The organism is Pseudomonas sp. Tun-23181 (genome assembly GCF_057415455.1).
Genome location: NZ_CM171630.1, coordinates 1,336,649 through 1,356,933, shown reverse-complemented (window position 1 = coordinate 1,356,933; position 20,285 = coordinate 1,336,649). Strand labels below are relative to the sequence as shown.

Here is a 20,285-nt window from a genome sequence, read left to right as displayed (position 1 = left end):
GTAGGGAAATTTATCCGTCAGCGCCGCTGGCCATTTCGCCAATTCCAGGTCGGATAGGTACAAAAGCTCCCTTGGGCGTTCTGCTGCAATGCATCTCAGGCGACCGGCCTGAAACAGCGTGCTCACAACGACAAGGAATACCCGACCATGCAAATGCCCAAGACCCTGAACATCCGCAATGGCCAGAAGGTCCAGCCGACCTTTTCCGAGCAGGAATATGCCGCCCGCCAGGCCAGGCTGCGTGCCTACATGGCCGAGCAGGACATCGAGGCGGCGATCTTCACCTCGTACCACAACGTCAACTACTACAGCGACTTCCTCTACTGTTCCTTCGGTCGGCCCTACGCGCTGGTGGTGACCCAGGACAAGGTGGTGTCGATCAGTGCCAACATCGACGGCGGCCAGCCCTGGCGGCGCACGGTCGGCACCGACAACATCGTCTACACCGACTGGCAGCGCGACAACTTCTTCGTCGCCATCCAGCAGGCCCTGCCGCTGGCCTCGCGCATCGGCGTGGAGTTCGACCATCTCAACCTGCAGAACCACGGCAAGCTCGCCGCCTGCTATCCCAAGGCCGAACTGGTGGACATCGCTGCACCCTGCATGCGCATGCGCATGATCAAGTCGCGCGAGGAGCAGGCGCTGATCCGTCATGGCGCACGCATCGCCGACATCGGTGGTGCGGCGGTGGTGGAGGCGCTGCGCGACCAGGTGCCCGAGTACGAAGTGGCGCTGCACGCCACCCAGGCGATGGTCCGCGAGATCGCCCGCAGCTTCCCCGAGGCCGAACTGATGGACACCTGGACCTGGTTCCAGTCCGGGATCAACACCGATGGCGCGCACAACCCGGTCACCAGCCGCCGGGTGAACAAGGGCGATATCCTCAGCCTCAACTGTTTCCCGATGATCGCTGGCTACTACACCGCCCTGGAGCGCACGCTGTTCCTCGACCACTGCCCGGATGAGCACCTGCGCCTGTGGCAGGCCAATGTCGAGGTTCACGAGGCGGGCCTGAAACTGGTCAAGCCCGGCATGCGTTGCTGCGACATCGCCCGTGAGCTGAACGAGATCTTCCTGCGCCACGACCTGCTGCAGTACCGCACCTTCGGCTACGGCCACTCCTTCGGCACCCTTAGCCACTACTACGGCCGCGAGGCAGGCCTGGAGCTGCGCGAGGACATCGATACGGTGCTGGAACCGGGCATGGTGGTGTCGATCGAGCCGATGATCATGCTGCCAGAGGGGCGGCCGGGCGCGGGTGGCTATCGTGAGCACGACATCCTGATCGTCAACGAGAGCGGCGCCGAGAACATCACCCAGTTCCCCTACGGCCCGGAGCACAACATCATCCGCAAGTGATCGCGTTGCCCCTTGGCGGGCCGGTCGGTTGCCGACCGGCCCGCCAAGGGCGCGGTACTGGCGCCAGCGGCGCTTGCGGCCAGGAGGTGGCCGCGTTCTTCCAAGAAAAAACACCTCCAGTGTGACCGTTAGACCCTGCCACCAACTACAAGAACAGAGGGTACCCGTCATGTCCCAGCGTCACGATTGCTGTGTCTCGAGCCGTATTTCGCACGCCGTCCGCGGAGGTGCGCGATGAGTCTCCCTGGCACTACCACCATGAGCACACCAGATCTCGGCGTCCAGGCCCGTGATGCCGAACGCCAGGCCTTGCGCAAGGCCGCGCGGGCCAGCTTCATGGGTAACTTCGTCGAGTGGTTCGACTACGCCGCCTACGGTTACCTGGCCACCATCATCGCCGTCACCTTCTTCCCCGAGGCGGACAAGACCACCGGCCTGCTGGCCACCTTCGCGGTATTCGCCCTGTCGTTCATCGTGCGCCCCCTGGGCGGTGTCGTATGGGGGCATTTCGGCGACCGGCATGGTCGGCGCAACGCATTGTCCTGGTCGATCCTGATCATGTCGGTGTCGACCTTCTGTATCGGTATCCTGCCGGGGCATGCGCAGATCGGCTTGTGGGCACCGTGCCTGCTGTTGCTGATCCGCCTGGTGCAGGGCTTCTCCGCCTCGGGCGAGTACGCCGGTGCCGCGGCCTTCCTCGCCGAGTACGCACCGCCCGGCCGGCGAGGTTTCTATACCAGCATCGTGCCCGCCAGCACGGCGGCCGGCCTGCTGTTCGGCGCGGCCTTCGTCGCCACCCTGCACGCGCTGCTCAGCACCGAGGACCTGCACAGCTGGGGCTGGCGCCTGCCATTCCTGCTGGCCGCGCCATTCGGCCTGGTGGGCCGCTACATCCGCATGAGCCTGCAGGACACGCCGAAGTTCCTGGAGATGGAGCAGCGTCTGGAAAGCAAGGCCTGCGCGACGCCATCACCGATCCGCGAACTGCTGACCCAGCACTGGCGTGCCGTGCTCATCGGCATCGGCGTGACCTGCCTGAACGCGGTGGCCTTCTACCTGCTGCTGAGCTACATGCCCACCTACCTGTCCAACGAGATGGGCATGAGCGAGCGGGATTCGTTCATCGCCTCGACGGTGTCGCTGGCCACCTACATCGGCCTGATCTTCCTCATGGGCCGGCTGTCCGACCACTTTGGCCGCAAGGCCATGCTGGTGGTCGCCTCGCTGCTGTTCCTGGGCCTGACCGTGCCGCTGTTCAGCCTGCTCGACCACCAGCCGCTGTTGGTGATCCTGGCGATCCAGATCCTCTTCGGCGCGATGCTGGCGATGAACGACGGCACCTTGCCGTGCCTGCTGGCCGAGATCTTCCCGACCCGGGTGCGCTTCAGTGGCTTCGCCCTGAGCTTCAACATCGCCAATGCGTTGTTCGGGGGGACCGCGCCGTTCATCGCTACCTGGCTGATCCAGCTGACGGGCAACAAGCTGGCGCCGGCCGGGTACCTGCTGGCGGCGGCCGCGGTGGCCCTGGTGGCGATGCTGACCTGTCGGGAGACGGCGCACCGGGCGTTGAAGGACTGAAACCTGGGGATGAAGGGCAAGCCTCATACCCTTCAATGCAACGAAGCCTGCCGCCGCTCACCCAGCGGCGACAGGCCGAAGAAGCGGCTGTAGCTCTTGGAGAAATGCGCAGGCGAGGTGAAGCCGCAGGCCAGGGCGATCTCGCGAACCTGCGCATCGCTGCGCAGCAGCAGCTCCCGGGCCCGTGACAGGCGCAGCTCCAGGTAGTACTGGCTGGGCGTGCGCTGCAGGTACTTGTGGAACAGCCGCTCCAACTGGCGCACGGTCACGTCGTTGAGGCTGGCCAGCTCCTCCAGGCCCAGCGGCTCCTCCAGGTTGGCCTCCATGATCGCCACCACCTGGCTGAGCTTGGGCTGGGCCGTACCCAGGAGGGTACGCAGGGGTACCCGCTGGCGCTCGCGCTCGCCACGTACACGATCGCACAGCAGCAGTTCGGCGGCCTTGGCGGCGATGGCCAGGCCGTCATCTTGGCGCGCCACCAGCTGCAGCATCATGTCCATGGCAGCCACGCCACCGGAGCAGGTGTAGCGGTCGCGGTCCAGCTCGAACAGCTGGTTGGAGATGATGATGCCGGGAAAGCGCTCCTTCAGCGCCTCGATGTCTTCCCAATGGATGGTGCAACGGTAGCCCTTGAGCAGGTCGGCCCGCGCCAGCAGATGGCTGCCGGTGCAGATGCCGCCCAGCGGCACGCGCTGGCGCGCCAGTTGGCGCAGCCAGTCGATCAGTGGCCGGGTGCTGCGGTCGTTGCTGATCGGGTTGGCGCCCACCACGAACAGGGCGTCGAGCGCCGGGGCATCGGCGATGCCGTGGTCGGGCAGGATGCGCATGCCGTTGCTGGCGGTGACCGGGTCGGGGGTGGCGGCGATGAGCACACTGCGAAACAGGGTGCGCCGGGCGGCCAGATTGGCCATGCGCAGGGTCTCCACCGCCGAGGCCAGGCCGATGGTGGTGAAGTTGGGTAGCACCAGGAAACCGTAGGTCCTGGGGGCGGTTGGGGAGGGCTGGAGCATGTCCGATCTTCCTGTGCAGGCTGAGGTATCGTTCGTCAGGGCAGAGAAAATCGAGCCTCGAGGTGTTTGTTGTCGTGGGTCGTGGCGGCCTGATAGTACACCTGTATGGCAGGCGCCGGAATGCACCGCTGAGCGGGTGCAGCCATGCCCGGGAAGAGCAGCGCTACAGCGCTGCGCCCCGGCGCCTGGCCCACAGCCAGTGGTCCAGGCTCAGGCGACCGGCACCCTTGAGCAGCAGCGGCAGCAAGGCCACCAGGTAGATCAGCGGCAGCTTGAAGTTGCCGTGGCCCTGGTCGGTGATCGCATAGCCTTGCGCCAGCTCTGCCAGGCTCGACCAGTGTGCCGGCCAGTGCACGGCGGCGATCGCCACCAGGGTCACCACCATCAGTACCGCCGAGGCCAGGCGGGTGCCCAGGCCGAGCAACAGCAGCAGCGGGCAGAGCAGCTCGGCCCACAACGACAGTTGCCAGTTCAGGTCTGGCGGCAACAGGTCGAAGGGGAAGGGAAAGCTCGCTTGCAGGTCGGCGAACCAGTTGCTGCCGTTGAATTTTTCCCAGCCGGATTCGAAGAACTCCCAGGCCAGGAACAGCCGTAGCGGCAGGTCGGCGCTCCATTGGCCGAAACGCTCGAGGGTGGCGAAGGTGCGGGTCAGGGTGGTCATGGTGGGCATCTCGCAATCAGCAGGAAGGGACGGCTACGGCGCGACGCTTGCGCTGGGCCAGCTTGGCGGTGAACTTGAGGGCGATGGCGGCGAACATCAGGGCGAAGGCCAGCGGGTACCAGCCGCCCATGGGGATGCGCTTGTAGAACGACAGGCAGAACACTGCCGCCAGGGCCCAGCTGCCGGTGCTGTGCAGGGCCTTCCACGGGCCGGCGCCGAGCAGGCGCATGGGGGCCTTGAACGAGGTCAGGGTCAGCAGCAGGAGGAACAGGTAGCCGACCGTGCCCGGCAGGCTGGAGGTGACCGTGCGACCTGCCCAGAACAGTTCGGGGTACTGCCGGGCATAGAGGTAGATGAGTACGGCGTGCACGCTGTGCGAGAAGGCGAAGGCCAGCCCCAGGTAGCGCCGCTCACGCAGCAGGCGTCGGCTGCTGGTCCCGGGCAGCAGGGTGACCAGCGACGAGGCGAGGAAGGCCAGCAGGAACAGCGCGAAGGAGCTGCGCGCCGTGGCGCGGATGGCGCTGCGCAGGCCGTCCGAGCCCAGTGGGTGGGCGGCCAGTACCACGGCGGTCATCAGCAGGGTGAGGCCGGCCAGGGCGGCGAACAGCCTCCAACCGGAGGGTAGGGCGGAAGGTTTCATGCGTGAGGCTCCCAGGGTGTCCGGCGACGGCGGGGGCTGTCGCCTTGATGTGTCCGGGAGTGTGCGGGGGCGGGGTATCTGCAGTGTGTCGGTGGGCTGGGGGTTGTGTATCGTTGTGTAGAGGTTGGTGCCTAGGTGGCCGTGCATTGGGGCTGCAAAGCAGCCCCAGGTGCTGTAGCGGTGGCTTTGCTCGCGAAGGGGAAGGTCGCTTTCACCTCAACTCGACCTGGGCACAGAGCCCGCCACCTGCCCGGTTGCTCAGGGTCAGTTGCCCGCCCATGGCCTGGGTCAGTTGCTGGGCGATGGCCAGCCCCAGGCCGGTACCGCCGGTACTGCGGTTGCGCGAACCCTCGACCCGGTAGAACGGCTTGAGCACCTCGTCCAGCTCGTCGGCGGGAATACCGGGTCCGTCGTCGAGTACGCATATCCGCGTGACACCATCTCGATGGCTGACCTCCAGCTGCGCCGCCCCGGCGAACTTCAGGGCATTGTCCACCAGGTTCACCAGCACCCTGCGCAAGGCATGGGGGCGGGTATGCAGGGTGACATCGGTACTGCCGAGGCGCTCGACCTGCGCGCCGCTGTCCTGGTAGTCGAACACCAGGCTGTCGAGCAAGGCATCGAGGTTGACCCGGCAGGGCGCCTCGGTACTGCTGTCCATGCTGCGGGCATAGGCCACGCCTTCGCGCACCAGATGCTCCATGGCCGTCAGGTCGCTCCACAGCTTGTCCTTCTCCAGGCCGTCGTCCATCACCTCGACCCGCAGCTTCATCCGCGTGATCGGCGTCTGCAGGTCGTGGGAGATGGCCGCCAGCAGTTGCATGCGCTCCTTGAGGTAGGCGCTGATACGCGCCTGCAGGGCATTGAAGGCCACGGCGGCGTAGCGCACCTCGCGAGGGCCGCTTTCGTCCAGCTGTGGGCCTGGCCGGTCCGGGTCGAGGTCGTCCACCGCCCTGGCCAGGCGGGTCAGCGGGCGGATCGCCAGGCGTACCGCTAGCCAGGTGCAGAGCAACAGCAGCACCAGTTGAACCAGCAGCACCACCGGCAACCACGACGCCAATGGCACGCCCGCCGGGGTGACGTCGATGGTCAGCGGCGCGCCGTCGGCCAGGCGCAGGTGTACCTGGAAATGCGCATGCGGGCCGGGAATCTCCTGGAAGGTCAGGGCATAGTCCTGGCCGATCGCCTTGACGATCGACTCGGCAGCCATGGGGGGCGCCTCGCTGGGCATGGCTTGGCCGGCTTCGCCCTGGTCCAGCCGGTAGCGATAGCTGTGGCGCGCCAGGCGCGGCAGCCAGGTGGCGCGCTCGGCAGCCGGCAAGCGGTCGAGGATGGCCACCGAGGTGGCCACGTCCAGTTCCAGGTTGCTCAGCATCATCGAGCGGCTGCTGATGTAGCGCTCGTAGAACTGCAGGCTGAACGACAGCCCGTAGGCCAGTACCAGCCCGGTGAGGAAGATCAGGGCCAGGCGCGAGGCCAGGGTACGTGGCCACCTCATGACGGCGACTCGAGCAACTGCACCGGCAGGGAGAACACGTAGCCCTCGCTGCGCACGGTCTTGATGCAGGTCGGCTCGCGGGCATCGTCGCCCAGGCGCTGGCGCAGGCGGCTGACCAGCAGGTCGATGGAGCGGTCGAAGATGTCCGCCTCGCGGCCCTGGGTCAGGTTGAGCAGTTGCTCGCGGCTGAGTACCCGCTGCGGATGGTCGAGAAACACCCGCAACAGGCGGTATTCGGCGCCGCTCAGGGCTACCAGCGTGCCTTGGGTGTCGAGCAGGTGGCGGGCGGTGGTGTCCAGGCGCCAGTGGCCGAAGCCGATCAGTCGGCTGCTTTCGCTGATGGTCAGGTTGGGCGGCAGCATCCGCGTGCGGCGCAGCACGGCGTTGATCCGCGCCAGCAGCTCGCGGGCGGAGAACGGCTTGGTCAGGTAGTCGTCGGCGCCCATCTCCAGGCCGATGATGCGGTCGGTTTCGTCGTTGCGGGCGGTGAGCATCAGCACCGGCGTATTGCGATGCTTGCCGGCGCGCAGTTCGCGGCACAGCAGTAGGCCGTCGTCGCCGGGCATCATGATGTCGAGGACGATCAGGTCGACGCTGTTGGCCTCGAGGAACGTACGCATCTGCCGGCCATCGGCGACGATGCTGGTGCGCAGGCCGTTCTTCTTCAGGTAGTTGCCGACCAACTCGCGGATTTCCCGGTCGTCGTCGACGATCAGGATGTGATCGACGTGTTCCATCGGAGGGTTCCTGTCTGGGTGGGATGGGCGCAGTGTACCGGGGGCGGGGGCGCTTGCCTGCGGGGTTTTGTATTGCAGTGTATCCCGCGCCGCCAGGGATACAGGAAGAAGCACGTCGCCCGCTGCTTGGACACATCCGCGATACCTGGCGAGCGTGAAATGGCTCTCGACCGGGGAGATTCCACTCCCCACCTGCAAACCTTGCACAGGAGAGATGCCATGAACTTCAAGACCTTCGCCAGCGCCAGCCTGTTCGCCGTGCTCGGCCTCGGTGCCATCGCCGCCCAGGCTGCGACCAGCCCGACGGAAGACAGCCGGGTGATGCAGTACCGCTATGGCGACCGGCTGGACGTACAAAAAGTCCTGTCGGTGATGGACGACCAGAGCAATGCCTGCGGGGTGGTCAACACCCGCATGGACTACCTGGACTCCCAGGGCCGGCACCAGAGCGTGGAATACCGCACCTACGCCACTGGCGGTTGCCATGAAAGCTGATCGACGCTTGTTGCTGAAGGCCGGCGGCGTGCTGCTGGCGCTGACGGGGCTGGGCCTGGCCGGCCAGTTGTTGGCCCGCGACAGCTACGGCGCCATGCCGTCGCTGTCTGGCGCCAGCGCCTGGCTCAACTCGCCGCCGCTGGACACCGAGGCGCTCAAGGGCAAGGTGGTGCTGGTGGACTTCTGGACCTGGGACTGCATCAACTGCCAGCGCAGCCTGCCGCATGTCGACGACTGGGCACGGCGCTATGCCGACCAGGGGCTGGTGGTGGTCGGTGTGCACACGCCGGAGTACGACTACGAGCACGACATCGGCCAGTTGCGCCGACAGGTGGCCAGGCTCGGCATCGGCTATCCGGTGGCGGTGGACAACGACTACCGGGTCTGGAACGCCTGGGGTAACCAGGCCTGGCCGGCCCATTACTTCGTCGATCGCCAGGGGCAGGTGCGCCATGTGCATTTCGGGGAGGGTGACTATGGCGGGCAGGAGAAGGTGATCCAGGCGTTGTTGGATGAGCGATTACCCAGCCCTTCGGACCGAGTCGGCCACGAATGATGCCCATTGCAAGGGCCGGGTTGAAGCTTGTTCTGATGCTGGGGCGCGAAGCGCCCCCGCTTTCACAGGAAACTGGCGAAGTGCGCCTGCATCCGACCGGCATCCGCCACCCGCCCGCTGAACAGCTCGAACGCCTTCACCGCCTGGAACACCGCCATGCTCCCGCCGTCCAGCGTGCGGCAGCCCAGGGCCCGGGCATGGCGCAGCAGTTCGGTCTCCAGGGGGAAGTAGATGATTTCCGCCACCCATAGCCGGGCGTGCAGCAGCTCTACTGGCACCGGTGTGCCAGGCAGCTTGGCCATGCCCACCGGCGTGGTGTTGACCAGGCCGTCGGCGGTCGCCAGTGCATCGGCCAGGTCCGTGCCCAGCACGGCGCGATCGTTGCCGAAGCGGGCTTGGAGATTGTCCACCAGCGCCTGGGCACGGGCGCTGTCCACATCGAACAGCACCAGCCGCCGAACCCCTTCGCCGAGCAAGGCATGGGCCACCGCCGAGCCCGCGCCACCGGCGCCCATCTGTACCACCTGGTGTCGCGCCACGTCCGCCAGGCCACGCCGGAAGCCTTCGGCGAAGCCCAGGCAATCGGTATTGTGGCCGACCCGCTTGCCATCCTTGAGCACCACGGTATTCACCGCACCGATGCCGCGGGCCTCCTCCGACAGTTCGTCGAGCAGCGGCAGGATCGCCTGCTTGAAGGGGTAGGTGATGTTCAGCCCGGTGAAGCCGGTGTGCTGGGCGGCCTCGAGCAGGCCGGGCAGGGCGCTGTCGTCCAGGCCCAGTTGGTCGGCATCGATCAGCCGGTAGAGGTAGCGCAGGGCCTGGGCATCGCCTTCGCGTTCGTGCAGCGCCGGGGTGCGTGAGGCCTGGATGCCGCGGCCGATCAGCCCGGCGAGGATGCTCGGGCGGTTCATGCGGCCTGCTCCCCGAGCAACCGGGCGAAGTGTGCCAGAGCCAGGCGGTAGCCGTGGCTACCCAGGCCGCAGATGACCCCGATGGCGATCGACGACACGAACGAGATGTGCCGGAACGGCTCGCGTTTGTGCACATTGGACAGATGCACCTCGATCACCGGCAGTTCGCTGGCCACCAGGGCGTCACGGATCGCCACCGAGGTGTGGGTCCAGGCACCGGGGTTGATCAGGATTCCGGCACAACGGCCGCGGGCAGCGTGGATCCAGTCGATCAGCTCGCCTTCGTGGTTGGTCTGGCGGAACTCGATCTGCAGGCCCAGCGCGTGCGCGCTGTCGGCGCAGCCGTGGGCCAGGTCGGCAAGGGTTTCATGGCCGTAGTTGGCCGGCTCGCGGGTGCCGAGCAGGTTCAGGTTGGGGCCGTTGAGCACGAGGATCAAGGGTGTCATGGCGGGCATCGCTTTGTTGTTGTTGGATGCCTGATAATTGTACTACCTGGTTAGTTTCGTCAATTGAAGGGCACCGTTGGCGAATGAAAGTGGGCGATTATCGAACGCGGCGGGGTTGCCTGAACCAACCCCGCCGCGAAGAGCACGCCGGGTACAGCGCCTAACCGAGCTCCTTGACCGCCTGGGGCTGCTGGCTGCCGCAGCTTTCGTCATGCAGCGAGATCCGCGAGGTTTCCGGCAGGGCCAGCCCTCCCACCAGCGCTACCAGGGCGATGACCACCAGGTAGAACGCCGGCGCCAGGCTGCTGCCGGTCTGGCTGATCAGCCAGGTGGCCACCAGCGGTGCGGTGCCGCCGAACAGGGTGTAGGCCACGTTGTAGGTGATTGCCGAGGCGGTGTAGCGGGTGCGGGTCGGGAAGCTCTCCGAGAGCAGCGCGGCGGTGACCACACCGCTGAGCAGGGCGCCGATCGCCAGCAGGATCACCCCCAGCAGCGCCCCGGACAGCGACCCGGAACTGGCCAGCCAGTAGGCCGGGAACACCGCCACCATCACCCACAGGCAGGTGAAGCCGATGGTCCGGCGCCGGCCGACCCGGTCGGAAAAGGCCCCGGCCAGCGGGCAGCCGACGGCAGCGAACAGCAGGGCCACGGTGGACACCAGCAGCGACTGGGCGCGGGTCAGGTTGCCGACCATCTGCAGGTAGGTGGAGAAGTAGGTGGTGAACATGTAGAACGACAGCGCCGTCAGCGAGATGAACGCTCCGAGGTTGCGGATCGCCCGGCCATGGTGGCGCAGGGTTTCCTTGAGCGGCGAATGGGCGTGCTCTTTACCCTGCTTGCCCTGCGCCATGGCTTCGCGGAACGCCGGCGTTTCCTCCATGCGCCAACGCAGGTAGAGGCCGACCAGCCCCAGGGGCGCGGCCACCAGGAAGGGAATGCGCCAACCCCAGGCGTTCATCGCCTCGGGCGACAGGCTGGCTTCCAGGGCGTAGGCGATCACGGCCGCGCAGGCGAAGGCGGAGAAGGTCGAGACAGGGACGAAGCTGCCATAGAAGGCGCGCTTGTCGTTGGGGGCATGTTCCATCAGGTAGGCACAGGCGCCGGCGTATTCGCCGCCGGCGGAAAAGCCTTGCAGGCAGCGGGCCAGGGTCAGCAGCGCCGGGGCGGCCAGGCCGATGCTGGCGTAGGTCGGCAGCAGGCCGATCAGGGTGGTGGAGCCAGCCATCAGCAGGATCGTCAGCGACAGGATGCGCTTGCGCCCCAGGCGGTCGCCCAGCGCGCCGAAGACGATGCCACCCAGCGGACGCAGGGCGAAGGCCACGGCGAACACGGCGAAGGTCTTGAGCAGGGCGACACTGGCATCGCCGCTGGCGAAGAATTGGCTGGCGATCAGGGTGGCGAGGAAACCATAGACGGCGAAGTCGAACCATTCGACGAAGTTGCCGATGGCCGAGGCGGCGATCACCCGGCGCAGGGTGGCGGGGGATACCTCATGGGGTGCGGGCATGCGGATGCTCTCCGGTCTGGGTAGGCAGCCTGGACGGAAGTGGCGCGGTCAGGCCGCGCCATCGTTGTTGTCTGGCCCAGTAGACCGGCAGCGGGGGGCGGGTGCTTCTTCATGGGCGACATCGGGATGCCTGTTTCGACCGCCGTACCGGTCTTCCGTGGCGCGAAGCGGCCCCAAGGCAGGGGCCTCAGCCAGCCCTCGCCTGGCCCCTCAGAAGCGCAGGTCCATGGCCACCTCGAACGTCCGCGGCGCGCCCATGTAGTACTGCCCGCCATAGGCCTGCTTGGCATACAGCTCATCGGTCAGGTTGCGCACCCGTGCGGTGAGCGCGGTGTGTTCGTCCAACCGGTAGCGGGCGAAGGCGCCCAGCAGGGTGTAGGCCGGTGCCTTGAGGGTGTTGGCATTATCGGCGTACACCGAGTCGACATAGCGCGCATCCATCCCCACCGCCCAGGCCGGGCCGAAGCTGTAGGTCAGCCACAGGTTGCCGACGTTGGCCGGCACGTTCACCGGGGCATTGCCCTTGCGCGACACCGACACGCCATTGACTGCCTCGTTGAATTCGTCGTACTGCGCGTCGACATAGGCATAGTTGGCCTCGGCCAGCAGTTGCGGCGTGACCTGCAGGCGCGCGGACAGCTCGATGCCGCGAGAGGTCTGCTGGCCGGCCTGGACGGTCAGGTTGGGATCGCGGGAATCGCGCACGGCGAAATCCTTGCGCACGATCTGGTACACCGCCACGGTCGCCGCGCCACGCCCGTCGAGGAAGTCGAACTTGCTGCCGGCCTCCCACTGCTCGCCCTTGGACAGGTCGAACAGGCCCACGTTGGAGTAGGTCGCCGAGGCCAGCGAGCCGGCAGGCAGGTCGGCGGAGGTGCTGTACTGCAGGTAGACGCTGGCCGAAGGTGTCAGCTCGTAGGTCAGCCCCACACGGCCGCTCAGCGGCTCCCAGCGCCGTTCGAAGAACGCCGGGCTGGTGGGCGTGACCGTGCCATAGTTGGTCACCTCCATGTCCAGGTAGTCGTAGCGCAGGCCGGTGAGCAGGGCCAGGCGTTCGGTCAGCTGCAAGCGGTTCTCGGCGAACAGGGCACGGTTGGTCACCTCGTGGCGGCGTTGCTTGGTGAGGCCCGCGTTCACCCCGGGGATGTCATCGAAGCTGCCCGGATCGAAATGCTCCGGGTCGACCACGTCGCTCCAGCTGCCGGAGGTCGGGTACAGGGTCTGGCGCATGCGCGAGTAGTCCAGGCCCAGCGACCACTGGCTGGCCAGGCCCAGCACCTGGTTGTCGTGGCGCAGCTCTACTCGGTCGCCCAGCACGTTCTGCTGGTGGCGCTGCAGGTAGGGGCTGGCGCGCACGACCTTGCCGTCGTTGTCGTAGCGGTAGCTTTCGAGGTTGCGATAGTCGCGCTCGGCGTTGTTGTGGTACAGGGTGTTCTGCACGCTGGTGCTGTCGCCGAGCTGGTAATCGAGGATCGAGCGCACCCAGCGCACCCGCTGTTCGTAGCGGCCGTCGCCGACGTTGTAGTTCTCGAAGCGGCGGCTCTTGTCGATCTTCATGGTGCTGCGGCCCGGCAGGATCGGCGAGCCCCAGTAGGGGCTGTCTTCCTTGTCCTCCTGGTACTCCAGTGCCAGGGTATGGGTGAGGTTGGGCGACAGGTCGCTGAGCACGGAGAAGGCCAGGCTGTCGGTCCAGCGTTCGTTGCGGTCGACATAGCCGTTGCCATGCCCGTGGCTGAAGTCCAGGCGGGCGAAATGCCGGGCATCGGCGGGGTTGTCGGCCAGGGCCTGGTTGATGCCGAAGGCGATCTCGGAATCATCGTAGCTGCCGTAGCGCAGCCGGCCGTCGAAGGTCTGTGCGTCGCGGCTGGCCAGCTTGCTGATGTAGTTGATCGAGCCGCCCACGGCGCCGGCGCCATGCAGGAACGACGACGGCCCGCCGATCAGCTCGACGCGGTCGATCACCCAGGCGTCCAGCGGGCGGGTGGCGCTGCTGTAGCCAAGGTTGATGCCGTTGAACAGCTGGGTGACCTGGTTCTGGGTGAAGCCCCGGTAGGACACGAAGCCGCCATAGCCTGGGTTGGCCGAGGCGTTCACTCCGGTCATGGCATTGATCACGTCCTGGGTGTCCTTGGCGCCGCGCGCCTCGATCACGTTGCGGTCCGAGACGCTCACCGAGGCGGGTGTCTGCCGTGCCGTCAGGCCAAGCCGCGAGCCGGTGCGGATCGGTTCGTCCAGTTGCACGCCCGAGGGGGCTTCGCGTTCGCCATCGACGGTGGTGGCGGTCAGTTCGATGGGCGCAGGGGCCGCCCAGGCAGAGGTGCAGGTGCCCAACAGGAGCACCAGGGAGGTGTTGCGAATCATGTTGTTGTGTCTTCCACGCAAAGGTCATGGCTGACCGGCCGCGCACGCCAGTGCGCCCGGCCAAGGTCAGGCGTAGGTTGCTGCTGTGGGAAGGACGGCGGGGGAGGCGCGAGGATTGAGGGCCGGGCGCAGGTCGCGCGGCGGCGGCTGCGCCCAACTGCGTACGACGATAGGTGAGGGGGCGTTGCCCTGGCGCGCGGCGAAGGACCAGCCGGCAGTGGACAGCGGGACAGCCAGGGCGAAGGACGAGCACACCGGGCAGTCGAGCTGGGCCATGTGCGCATCGCCGCCAGCACCGGCCAGGTCGATGGCCGGGCCATGGTCGCTGGACACCGAGCAGAAACCACCTTCCAGCCCGGCCAGGCGCAGGCCGTTCATCTGGCCGTGGTGCAGGCCGCACAGCAATAGGCTGAACAGGACGCTGGCGTAGAGCGTCCAGGCGGTCAGCGAGCGTGTCCGGCGGGAGGTTTTCATGGCGGCGAATCTATCATTCGGATGGATCGCCGGGATAGAGGGCCGGTGTGGTGGATTGTCGCAATGCCGGTTGGGGGCGGCCGTAAAGCCGGCCCTGCTTCAGGCCGAACGCCGCGCCGGCTCGGTTTGGGCCTCCGCGGTGGGCTGTTCGCGTGCGGCATCCTCGAGGATCAGGTCCGCCCCTTTCTCCGCCACCATCATCACCGCCGCATTGGTATTGCCCGAGGTCACGTTGGGGAACACCGAGGCGTCGACGATGCGCAGCCCTTGCAGCCCGTGTACCGCCAGGCGGCTGTCCACCACCGTGGTGGCCGTGTCGCTCCCCATGGCACAACTGCCGCACAGGTGGTAGATCGACCCGCAGTTCTCGCGAAAGTACTGGAGCATGGCTTGGTCGTCGTCCACCGTCGGGCCGGGCAGCACTTCCTCCAGGGTGATCGCCTCGAGCGCCGGTGCCTGCATGATGCGGCGTACCAGTCGGCTGCCTTGGATAGCTTCGTCGATGTCCTTCTGCGTGCTCAGGTAGTTCGGGTCGATCAGCGCCGGGGCGGCCGGGTCGCGCGAGGCGATGCGGATCTCGCCACGGCTGGTTGGGCGGCATGGGTTGAAGCACAGCAGGAAGCCGGAATAAGGCTCTGGCTCCAGGCTGGCCTTGTTGCTCTTGGGGATTCGGTACGACAGCGGGTTGAAATACAGCTGCAGGTTGGGGTACGGCTGGTGCTCGTCGCTGCGAAAGAAACCGCCGGCCTGGTTGACGCTGAGCGCCAGCGGGCCTTTGCGGGTCAGCAGGTACTGCAGGCCGAGCCTGAGCTTGCCGAGCAGCGAGCCGAATGCATCGTTGAGTGTCGGCACGCTGGCCTTGTAGTAATAGCTCACGCACAGGTGATCCTGCAGGTTCTTGCCCACCGCCGGCAGGTGATGCAGGGTCTCGATACCGTGCTGCGATAGCAGCGCACGGTCGCCGATGCCGGACAACTGGAGAATCTTCGGGGTATCCACCGCGCCAGCGGCGAGGATCACCTCATGCCTGGCGTGGAACGTGCGCTGTACCCCGCGCTGGGAAATGCGCACGCCGCTGGCGCGCGAACCCTCGAACAGCACGCATTCGACCAGCGCATGGTGCTCCACGCTGAGGTTGCGCCGGCCCAGGGCCGGGTGCAGGTAGGCGAAGCTGCTGGAGCAACGGCGGCCGTCGCGCACATTGACGTCGTAGATACCAGCACCTTCGAAGCGCTTGCCGTTGAAGTCCTCGCTGCGCGGGTAGCCGAGCTGGCCGCAGGCCTCGAGGAAGGCGTCGCAGATCGGGTGTGCCTGGCCCTTCATCGGCGTGATGCCGATCGGCCCGCTGGCGCCGTGGTACTCGCTGTCGCCGGCCGGGTGGGACTCGAGCTTGCGAAAATATGGCAGCACGTCCTTGAACGACCAGCCTTCGGCGCCGTTGGCCGCCCAGTCGTCGAAGTCATGGGCCTGGCCGCGCACGTAGATCATTGCGTTGATCGAGCCGGAGCCGCCCTGGACCTTGCCCCGTGGTGCATACAGGCTGCGCCCGGCCAACTGGGCCTGGGGCTGGCTGTAGTACATCCAGTTGAAGGTGGGGTTGTAGTAGAGCTTGGCAAAACCCACCGGCAGCTTGAACCACGGCGAGCTGTCCTTGCCGCCGGCCTCGAGCAGCAACACGTTGTAGCGGCCACACGCGCTCAAGCGTGCGGCGAGGATGCAGCCGGCCGATCCGGCGCCGACGATGATGTAGTCGAAATCTTTCATGTATAGCTAACCCTGTGAATGGAGGGCCGCTCCCTGGGAGCGGCACGGCGCTCAGCCCTTGGCTGGCGAGACGTCCTTGACGTCGACCGGGTCCGGCGCCATCTGCAGGTGCAGGCGCTCGCCCTCGTAGCCGCTGTGGCGACGCACCACCGCCATGTCCAGCTCGACCCCCAGGCCCGGTTCGCGGGAGGGGATGATGTAGCCGTCCTCCCACTGCAACGGTTTCTTCAGGATCTCGGCGTGGAAGCCGTCCCAGGTACCGATGCTTTCCTGGATCAGGAAGTTCGGCGTGCAGGCGGCCAGCTGGAAGCTCGCCGCTGCGCCGATCGGGCCGTTGTACAGGTGCGGGGCGATCTGCGCGTAGTAGGCCTCGGCCATGCTGGCGATCTTCTTGCCTTCGAGCAGGCCACCGCAGCGCCCGACGTTCATCTGCAGGATCGAGGCGCCGCCGGCCTGCATGAGCCTGAAGAACTCGTACTTGGTGGTCAGCCGCTCACCGGTGGCGATGGGGATGCTGGTCTTCGCCGCGACCTGGCCCATGGCCTCTTCCTGGCCCGGCGGGATCGGCTCTTCGAACCACAACGGGTCGTACTTCTCCAGGCGCCTGGCCAGGCGGATGGCCGAGGACGGCACCATCTGCCCATGGGTACCGAACAGCAGGTCGCAGTGGTTGCCGACCGCCTCGCGGATGCGTCGGCAGAAGGCCTCGCAACGCTCCAGCACCTCCAGCGATAGTTGGTGGCCGGAGAACGCTGTGTAGGGGCCGGCCGGGTCGAACTTCAGTGCGGTGAAGCCCAGTTGCATGTTCTGTACGGCGCACTCGGCGGCCAGGTCCGGGTCGCTGTAGTCGTATTCGCCGCGTGCGTTCAGCGGATACAGATAGGTGTAGGCGCGCAGGCGTTCGTGCACCTGGCCGCCGAGCAATTCGTACACCGGCTTGTTCGCCGCCTTGCCGATGATGTCCCAGCAGGCCATCTCCAGGCCGCTGACAACGCCCATCATGGTCAGGTCCGGGCGCTGGGTGAAACCGCTGGAATAGGCGCGGCGGAAGAAACGCTCGATATGGTGCGGGTCTTGGTCGAGCAGGTAGCGGGCGAACACGTCCTCGATCACCGGTACCATGGCACGGGGGTGAAAGGTCGCCGCGTAGATCTCGCCGACGCCTTCGATGCCGCAGTCGGTCTTGAGCGTCACGAACAGCCAGTACATGCCGCCGATGTGCGGTGGCGGTACCGCCACCACGTGGGTCTGGAGGGATACGATCTTCATGCTTTGCCTGCCTTTGCTTGAATGCGTCTGTTCAGGACCAGGGTGGCGACGACACCGAGCAGGCCCATCGCCACGACGTAGGAGAAATAGATCTGGTAGCCGAGAAAACCGGGGAAGCGGTCGATGATCCAGCCATTGAGCAGAGGCAGGAACACGTCCGGCGAGTAGCCGACCAGAGAGATGATGCCGATGGCCAGGCCGGTGACCCGCAGCGGTACCTGGCAGTCGTCGAGGATCGCCCAGTACAGGCCGCGGATGGCGTAGGTCATCAGGCCGATGAAGATCACCAGGAATACCAGTACGCCCAATGCGCGCAGGCTCGGCAGCACGATCAGGCCGATCATGCCCAGCGCCGCCAGGACCATCGCCCAGGCCAGCACGCCAACCTTCGAGTAGCGGTCACCCAGCCAGCCGCCACCGATGCCGCCCAGCGGCCGCATCCACAGCTTGAGGGTGGTGATCAGGCCGGCGGCGGTGGCGCTCAGGCCGAAACCGCCTTCCTGCAGGTAGGCCGAGAAGCTGTAGGTGGCCCAGAAGAAGTGATAGCCACAGAAGACGATGGCGGTGACCAACCACAGTTCGGGGATCGCCGCCAGGGTGCGCAGGTCGTGCAGCAGGTTGGCCTTCTCCCGGGGGGAGCCGTCGCGGGCCTTGCCCTGCGGGTCGCGCACCAGCACCAATAGCAGGCCGAGCACTACGCAGCAGGCAGCGTAGAAGTGGATCACCCGGGTCAAGCCGAGGGCGCTGCCGGCATTGTCGTCGGCAACCTGGGCGAACAGGGCGATGGCGACGGTCGCCAGCAGCGCCTCGACCAACCCGCGGCCACCGTCCAGTACGCCGAAGAAGCGGCCCTGCTCGGCCTCACCGGCGATCATCTTGACCCGCTTGATCAGCGATGCCCAGAAGGTCAGCCCGGTGGTGATGCCGAAACCGCAGAAGATCGCCAGCAGCGATTCGAAGCCCGGCAACTGGGCGTACCACACACCGAGCAGGCCGGTGGCGACCAGCGAGAAGCTGATCAGCAAGCGCGGCGACAGGCGATCGGCCAGCCAGCCGCTGGGCAGGTAGCTGACCAGGAAGGCGGTGCCGAGGATCGAGTACAGGTAGCCCAGCTCGCTGTTGCTGATGGCCAGGGCCTCGAGCATGGTGCTTTGGTACACCTGGCGCAGGTACAGCATCGGATAGATGCCCCCGGCGGCCAGCACCAGCAACGCCAACTGCAGGTAGCGGGACAGGTTGGCGGCAGCTGCGGGCACGGCAAGTGCCTCGGTATTTATTGTTTTTTTCATTGTGGTTCTCGCGGGCGGGGCTGTCGCCCCAAGGGTTGCGAAGGGCGCACGGGCCGCGCGCCGGTGTCGGTCAATGCTTGAGCACCACCAGGCGCGTCTGGGTGAACTCGAGCATGCCGTGCTTGCCGTCGTCACCGCCGAGCCCCGAGCGCTTCCAGCCGGCGTGGTAGCCCTGGTACGGGTCGGCAGGGGTGCGGTTGACGTACAGCTCGCCGGCCTCGATGGCACTGGCCACCTTCATGGCGCTGCGGTAGTGCTCGCTGTAGAGCACCGACGACAGGCCGAACTGGTGGTCGTTGGCCATGGCCAGGGCGTCGTCCAGAGTGTCGTAGGACAGCACCGGCAACACCGGGCCGAAGGTCTCTTCCTGGACGATCTCCATGTCCTGGCGGCAATGGCTGAGCAAGGTGGCGGGGTAGAAGTTGCCCGCGCCGGCCGGCCAGTAGCCACCGGCTTCCAGGTGGGCACCGGCGGCGATGGCGCGCTGGACCTTGGCGTGGATCTCCTCGCGGGCGGCGGCGCTGACCAGCGGGCCCATGCAGGCCGGGTCGATGGCCCGGTCGCCGCAGCGTACGGCGGCGAATCGCTCGCGCAGCAGGGCGAGGAAACGGTCATGCACGCTGGCCTGTACATAGACCCGTTCGATGGCGGTGCACAACTGGCCGCAGTGAGTGGTCTTGGACGCCACGATGGCCGTTGCCGCAGCCTCGAGGTCGGCATCGGCCTCGATGATCGCCGGGGTCTTGCCGCCCAGCTCCAGCGATGGCTTGGCAATGTTGGCCTTGCAGTACTCCAGCACTGTGCGCCCGGCACGCACGCTGCCGGTCAGGGTGATCATGCCCACGGTGGGCTGGGTGCACAGGGTGGCGGCCACTTCGTGTTGCATGGCCAGGATGTTCACCACGCCATTCGGCAGCTGTGCCCGGCGCACGGCGCGGGCGATGGCGAAGGCCGACAGCGGTGTGTTGTTGCTCGGCCGCACCACCACCGTGTTGCCGGCGATGAGGGCTGGGGCGACCTTGCGTAGCAAGGTGTAGACCGGGTAGTTGAACGGGATCAGGCAGGCGACCACGCCGATGGGCTCGCGCTTGAGCAGAATCGTCTCGTCGCGGCTGTCGCTGGGGATCACCTCGCCCTCGATGCGCCGTGCCCACTCGGCGTGGTAGCGGGTGATCTCGGCAGCGTACAGCGCTTCGTTGCGGGCTTCATCGGGGGCCTTGCCGGATTCGGCGGCCAGCGCTGCGCCGATGTCGTCGGCGCAGGCCTCCAGGGCATCGGCCAGGCGGCGCAGGTGCTGGCCGCGCTCGATTGCCGGCAGCGCCGCCCAGGCGCGCTGAGCGCGCGTGGCGGCCGCGACGGCGTGGATGGCTTGTTCATGGCTGGCGGCAGCCACGCTGCCGGCGACCTGGCCGGTGGCGGGGTTAAGCACGGTCAGCCGTTGATTGGCGATCGGCTCGACGAAGCGTCCGTCGATGAAGTTCTGCTCTGTACGCATGGAGGGTTCCGCTTGCGGGTTGAACGGGCCCACGAAGGCTGGCCAGCGGGCGCGGGGCCGGTGCGGGAGGCCGTCGTTTCTTGTGGGTTATGGCGGACAATTTGTCGCAGGTGGGGGCGGGGGACAAACGATTAATAGGTGGGGGTAACGTGCGCAAAACGCATGTTACCCAGTGGCTGCTGCGCAGCCCATCGCCGGCAGGCCTCACATGGCCCTGCAAGCCGCATCATTCGCG

At 66.7% G+C, this 20,285-nt stretch carries 18 protein-coding genes; 4 read left to right on the top strand and 14 right to left on the bottom strand.

Annotated features, from left to right (window positions below; genetic code table 11):
• Positions 1–147 precede the first annotated feature (147 nt).
• Together ACDI39_RS06710 and ACDI39_RS06705 are read left to right on the top strand one after the other, a co-directional pair.
• Positions 148–1,359, top strand: coding sequence for a M24 family metallopeptidase (locus ACDI39_RS06710; protein ID WP_225789689.1), 1,212 nt, complete (start codon positions 148–150; stop codon positions 1,357–1,359).
• Between the two features lie 258 nt (positions 1,360–1,617).
• The gene (locus ACDI39_RS06705) at positions 1,618–2,937 is read left to right on the top strand and encodes an MFS transporter (protein WP_486538098.1); all 1,320 of its coding nucleotides are present in this window, start codon (positions 1,618–1,620) and stop codon (positions 2,935–2,937) included.
• A 32-nt stretch (positions 2,938–2,969) separates the two neighbouring features.
• On the opposite strand, the gene ACDI39_RS06700 is transcribed toward ACDI39_RS06705, so the two are convergent.
• The 5 genes from ACDI39_RS06700 to ACDI39_RS06680 form a co-directional block, all read right to left on the bottom strand.
• A complete protein-coding gene (locus ACDI39_RS06700; RefSeq protein ID WP_225789687.1) occupies positions 2,970–3,947 on the bottom strand; it encodes a GlxA family transcriptional regulator in 978 nt (325 codons plus the stop codon).
• A gap of 163 nt (positions 3,948–4,110) precedes the next feature.
• Positions 4,111–4,608 (bottom strand): HvfX family Cu-binding RiPP maturation protein, encoded by a 498-nt coding sequence (locus ACDI39_RS06695; protein WP_225789686.1) that lies wholly within the window; start codon positions 4,606–4,608, stop codon positions 4,111–4,113.
• Positions 4,609–4,624: 16 nt separating this feature from the next.
• Positions 4,625–5,248 (bottom strand): ferric reductase-like transmembrane domain-containing protein, encoded by a 624-nt coding sequence (locus ACDI39_RS06690; RefSeq protein WP_225789685.1) that lies wholly within the window; start codon positions 5,246–5,248, stop codon positions 4,625–4,627.
• Positions 5,249–5,459: 211 nt separating this feature from the next.
• Positions 5,460–6,746: a sensor histidine kinase gene (locus ACDI39_RS06685; RefSeq protein ID WP_225789684.1), complete on the bottom strand. Its 1,287-nt coding sequence runs from the start codon at positions 6,744–6,746 to the stop codon at positions 5,460–5,462.
• Positions 6,743–7,483 carry a response regulator gene (locus ACDI39_RS06680; protein ID WP_225789683.1) on the bottom strand — a complete coding sequence of 247 codons (741 nt, stop codon included), beginning with the start codon at positions 7,481–7,483 and terminating at the stop codon, positions 6,743–6,745. The genes ACDI39_RS06685 and ACDI39_RS06680 overlap by 4 nt, the downstream gene beginning before the upstream one ends.
• Positions 7,484–7,702: 219 nt before the next feature.
• Between ACDI39_RS06680 and ACDI39_RS06675 the strand changes: the two genes are divergently transcribed.
• Both ACDI39_RS06675 and ACDI39_RS06670 read left to right on the top strand, forming a co-directional pair.
• On the top strand, positions 7,703–7,978 hold the full coding sequence (locus tag ACDI39_RS06675; RefSeq protein WP_253080327.1) for a DUF2790 domain-containing protein: 276 nt from the start codon (positions 7,703–7,705) through the stop codon (positions 7,976–7,978).
• Positions 7,968–8,534 carry a thioredoxin family protein gene (locus ACDI39_RS06670; RefSeq protein WP_225789681.1) on the top strand — a complete coding sequence of 189 codons (567 nt, stop codon included), beginning with the start codon at positions 7,968–7,970 and terminating at the stop codon, positions 8,532–8,534. Before ACDI39_RS06675 ends, ACDI39_RS06670 begins: the two co-directional genes overlap by 11 nt.
• Before the next feature lie 62 nt (positions 8,535–8,596).
• On the opposite strand, the gene ACDI39_RS06665 is transcribed toward ACDI39_RS06670, so the two are convergent.
• The 9 genes from ACDI39_RS06665 to aldA form a co-directional block, all read right to left on the bottom strand.
• A complete protein-coding gene (locus ACDI39_RS06665; RefSeq protein ID WP_253080326.1) occupies positions 8,597–9,445 on the bottom strand; it encodes a shikimate dehydrogenase in 849 nt (282 codons plus the stop codon).
• Positions 9,442–9,891: a type II 3-dehydroquinate dehydratase gene (aroQ, locus tag ACDI39_RS06660; protein ID WP_225789679.1), complete on the bottom strand. Its 450-nt coding sequence runs from the start codon at positions 9,889–9,891 to the stop codon at positions 9,442–9,444. The genes ACDI39_RS06665 and aroQ overlap by 4 nt, the downstream gene beginning before the upstream one ends.
• Positions 9,892–10,051: 160 nt before the next feature.
• A complete protein-coding gene (locus ACDI39_RS06655; protein ID WP_253080325.1) occupies positions 10,052–11,398 on the bottom strand; it encodes an MFS transporter in 1,347 nt (448 codons plus the stop codon).
• Positions 11,399–11,608: 210 nt separating this feature from the next.
• The gene (locus ACDI39_RS06650; RefSeq protein ID WP_486538093.1) at positions 11,609–13,759 is read right to left on the bottom strand and encodes a TonB-dependent receptor; all 2,151 of its coding nucleotides are present in this window, start codon (positions 13,757–13,759) and stop codon (positions 11,609–11,611) included.
• A 66-nt stretch (positions 13,760–13,825) separates the two neighbouring features.
• A complete protein-coding gene (locus ACDI39_RS06645) occupies positions 13,826–14,233 on the bottom strand; it encodes a DUF2946 family protein (protein ID WP_486538091.1) in 408 nt (135 codons plus the stop codon).
• 99 nt (positions 14,234–14,332) lie between these two features.
• Positions 14,333–15,997 carry a GMC family oxidoreductase gene (locus tag ACDI39_RS06640; RefSeq protein WP_225789675.1) on the bottom strand — a complete coding sequence of 555 codons (1,665 nt, stop codon included), beginning with the start codon at positions 15,995–15,997 and terminating at the stop codon, positions 14,333–14,335.
• A 51-nt stretch (positions 15,998–16,048) separates the two neighbouring features.
• Positions 16,049–17,266 (bottom strand): mandelate racemase/muconate lactonizing enzyme family protein, encoded by a 1,218-nt coding sequence (locus tag ACDI39_RS06635; protein WP_225789674.1) that lies wholly within the window; start codon positions 17,264–17,266, stop codon positions 16,049–16,051.
• Positions 17,263–18,555 carry an MFS transporter gene (locus ACDI39_RS06630; RefSeq protein WP_225789673.1) on the bottom strand — a complete coding sequence of 431 codons (1,293 nt, stop codon included), beginning with the start codon at positions 18,553–18,555 and terminating at the stop codon, positions 17,263–17,265. Before ACDI39_RS06630 ends, ACDI39_RS06635 begins: the two co-directional genes overlap by 4 nt.
• A 70-nt stretch (positions 18,556–18,625) precedes the next feature.
• A complete protein-coding gene (aldA, locus tag ACDI39_RS06625) occupies positions 18,626–20,050 on the bottom strand; it encodes an aldehyde dehydrogenase (protein ID WP_225789672.1) in 1,425 nt (474 codons plus the stop codon).
• Between the last annotated feature and the right edge of the window lie 235 nt (positions 20,051–20,285).

Bases quoted from the DNA above. Each gene is read 5' to 3' on its own strand.
- ACDI39_RS06710 (WP_225789689.1), top strand. From the start codon at position 148: ATGCAAATGCCCAAGACCCTGAACATCCGCAATGGCCAGAAGGTCCAG.
- ACDI39_RS06705 (WP_486538098.1), top strand. From the start codon at position 1,618: ATGAGCACACCAGATCTCGGCGTCCAGGCCCGTGATGCCGAACGCCAG.
- ACDI39_RS06700 (WP_225789687.1), bottom strand. From the start codon at position 3,947: ATGCTCCAGCCCTCCCCAACCGCCCCCAGGACCTACGGTTTCCTGGTG.
- ACDI39_RS06695 (WP_225789686.1), bottom strand. From the start codon at position 4,608: ATGACCACCCTGACCCGCACCTTCGCCACCCTCGAGCGTTTCGGCCAA.
- ACDI39_RS06690 (WP_225789685.1), bottom strand. From the start codon at position 5,248: ATGAAACCTTCCGCCCTACCCTCCGGTTGGAGGCTGTTCGCCGCCCTG.
- ACDI39_RS06685 (WP_225789684.1), bottom strand. From the start codon at position 6,746: ATGAGGTGGCCACGTACCCTGGCCTCGCGCCTGGCCCTGATCTTCCTC.
- ACDI39_RS06680 (WP_225789683.1), bottom strand. From the start codon at position 7,483: ATGGAACACGTCGATCACATCCTGATCGTCGACGACGACCGGGAAATC.
- ACDI39_RS06675 (WP_253080327.1), top strand. From the start codon at position 7,703: ATGAACTTCAAGACCTTCGCCAGCGCCAGCCTGTTCGCCGTGCTCGGC.
- ACDI39_RS06670 (WP_225789681.1), top strand. From the start codon at position 7,968: ATGAAAGCTGATCGACGCTTGTTGCTGAAGGCCGGCGGCGTGCTGCTG.
- ACDI39_RS06665 (WP_253080326.1), bottom strand. From the start codon at position 9,445: ATGAACCGCCCGAGCATCCTCGCCGGGCTGATCGGCCGCGGCATCCAG.
- aroQ (WP_225789679.1), bottom strand. From the start codon at position 9,891: ATGACACCCTTGATCCTCGTGCTCAACGGCCCCAACCTGAACCTGCTC.
- ACDI39_RS06655 (WP_253080325.1), bottom strand. From the start codon at position 11,398: ATGCCCGCACCCCATGAGGTATCCCCCGCCACCCTGCGCCGGGTGATC.
- ACDI39_RS06650 (WP_486538093.1), bottom strand. From the start codon at position 13,759: ATGATTCGCAACACCTCCCTGGTGCTCCTGTTGGGCACCTGCACCTCT.
- ACDI39_RS06645 (WP_486538091.1), bottom strand. From the start codon at position 14,233: ATGAAAACCTCCCGCCGGACACGCTCGCTGACCGCCTGGACGCTCTAC.
- ACDI39_RS06640 (WP_225789675.1), bottom strand. From the start codon at position 15,997: ATGAAAGATTTCGACTACATCATCGTCGGCGCCGGATCGGCCGGCTGC.
- ACDI39_RS06635 (WP_225789674.1), bottom strand. From the start codon at position 17,266: ATGAAGATCGTATCCCTCCAGACCCACGTGGTGGCGGTACCGCCACCG.
- ACDI39_RS06630 (WP_225789673.1), bottom strand. From the start codon at position 18,555: ATGAAAAAAACAATAAATACCGAGGCACTTGCCGTGCCCGCAGCTGCC.
- aldA (WP_225789672.1), bottom strand. From the start codon at position 20,050: ATGCGTACAGAGCAGAACTTCATCGACGGACGCTTCGTCGAGCCGATC.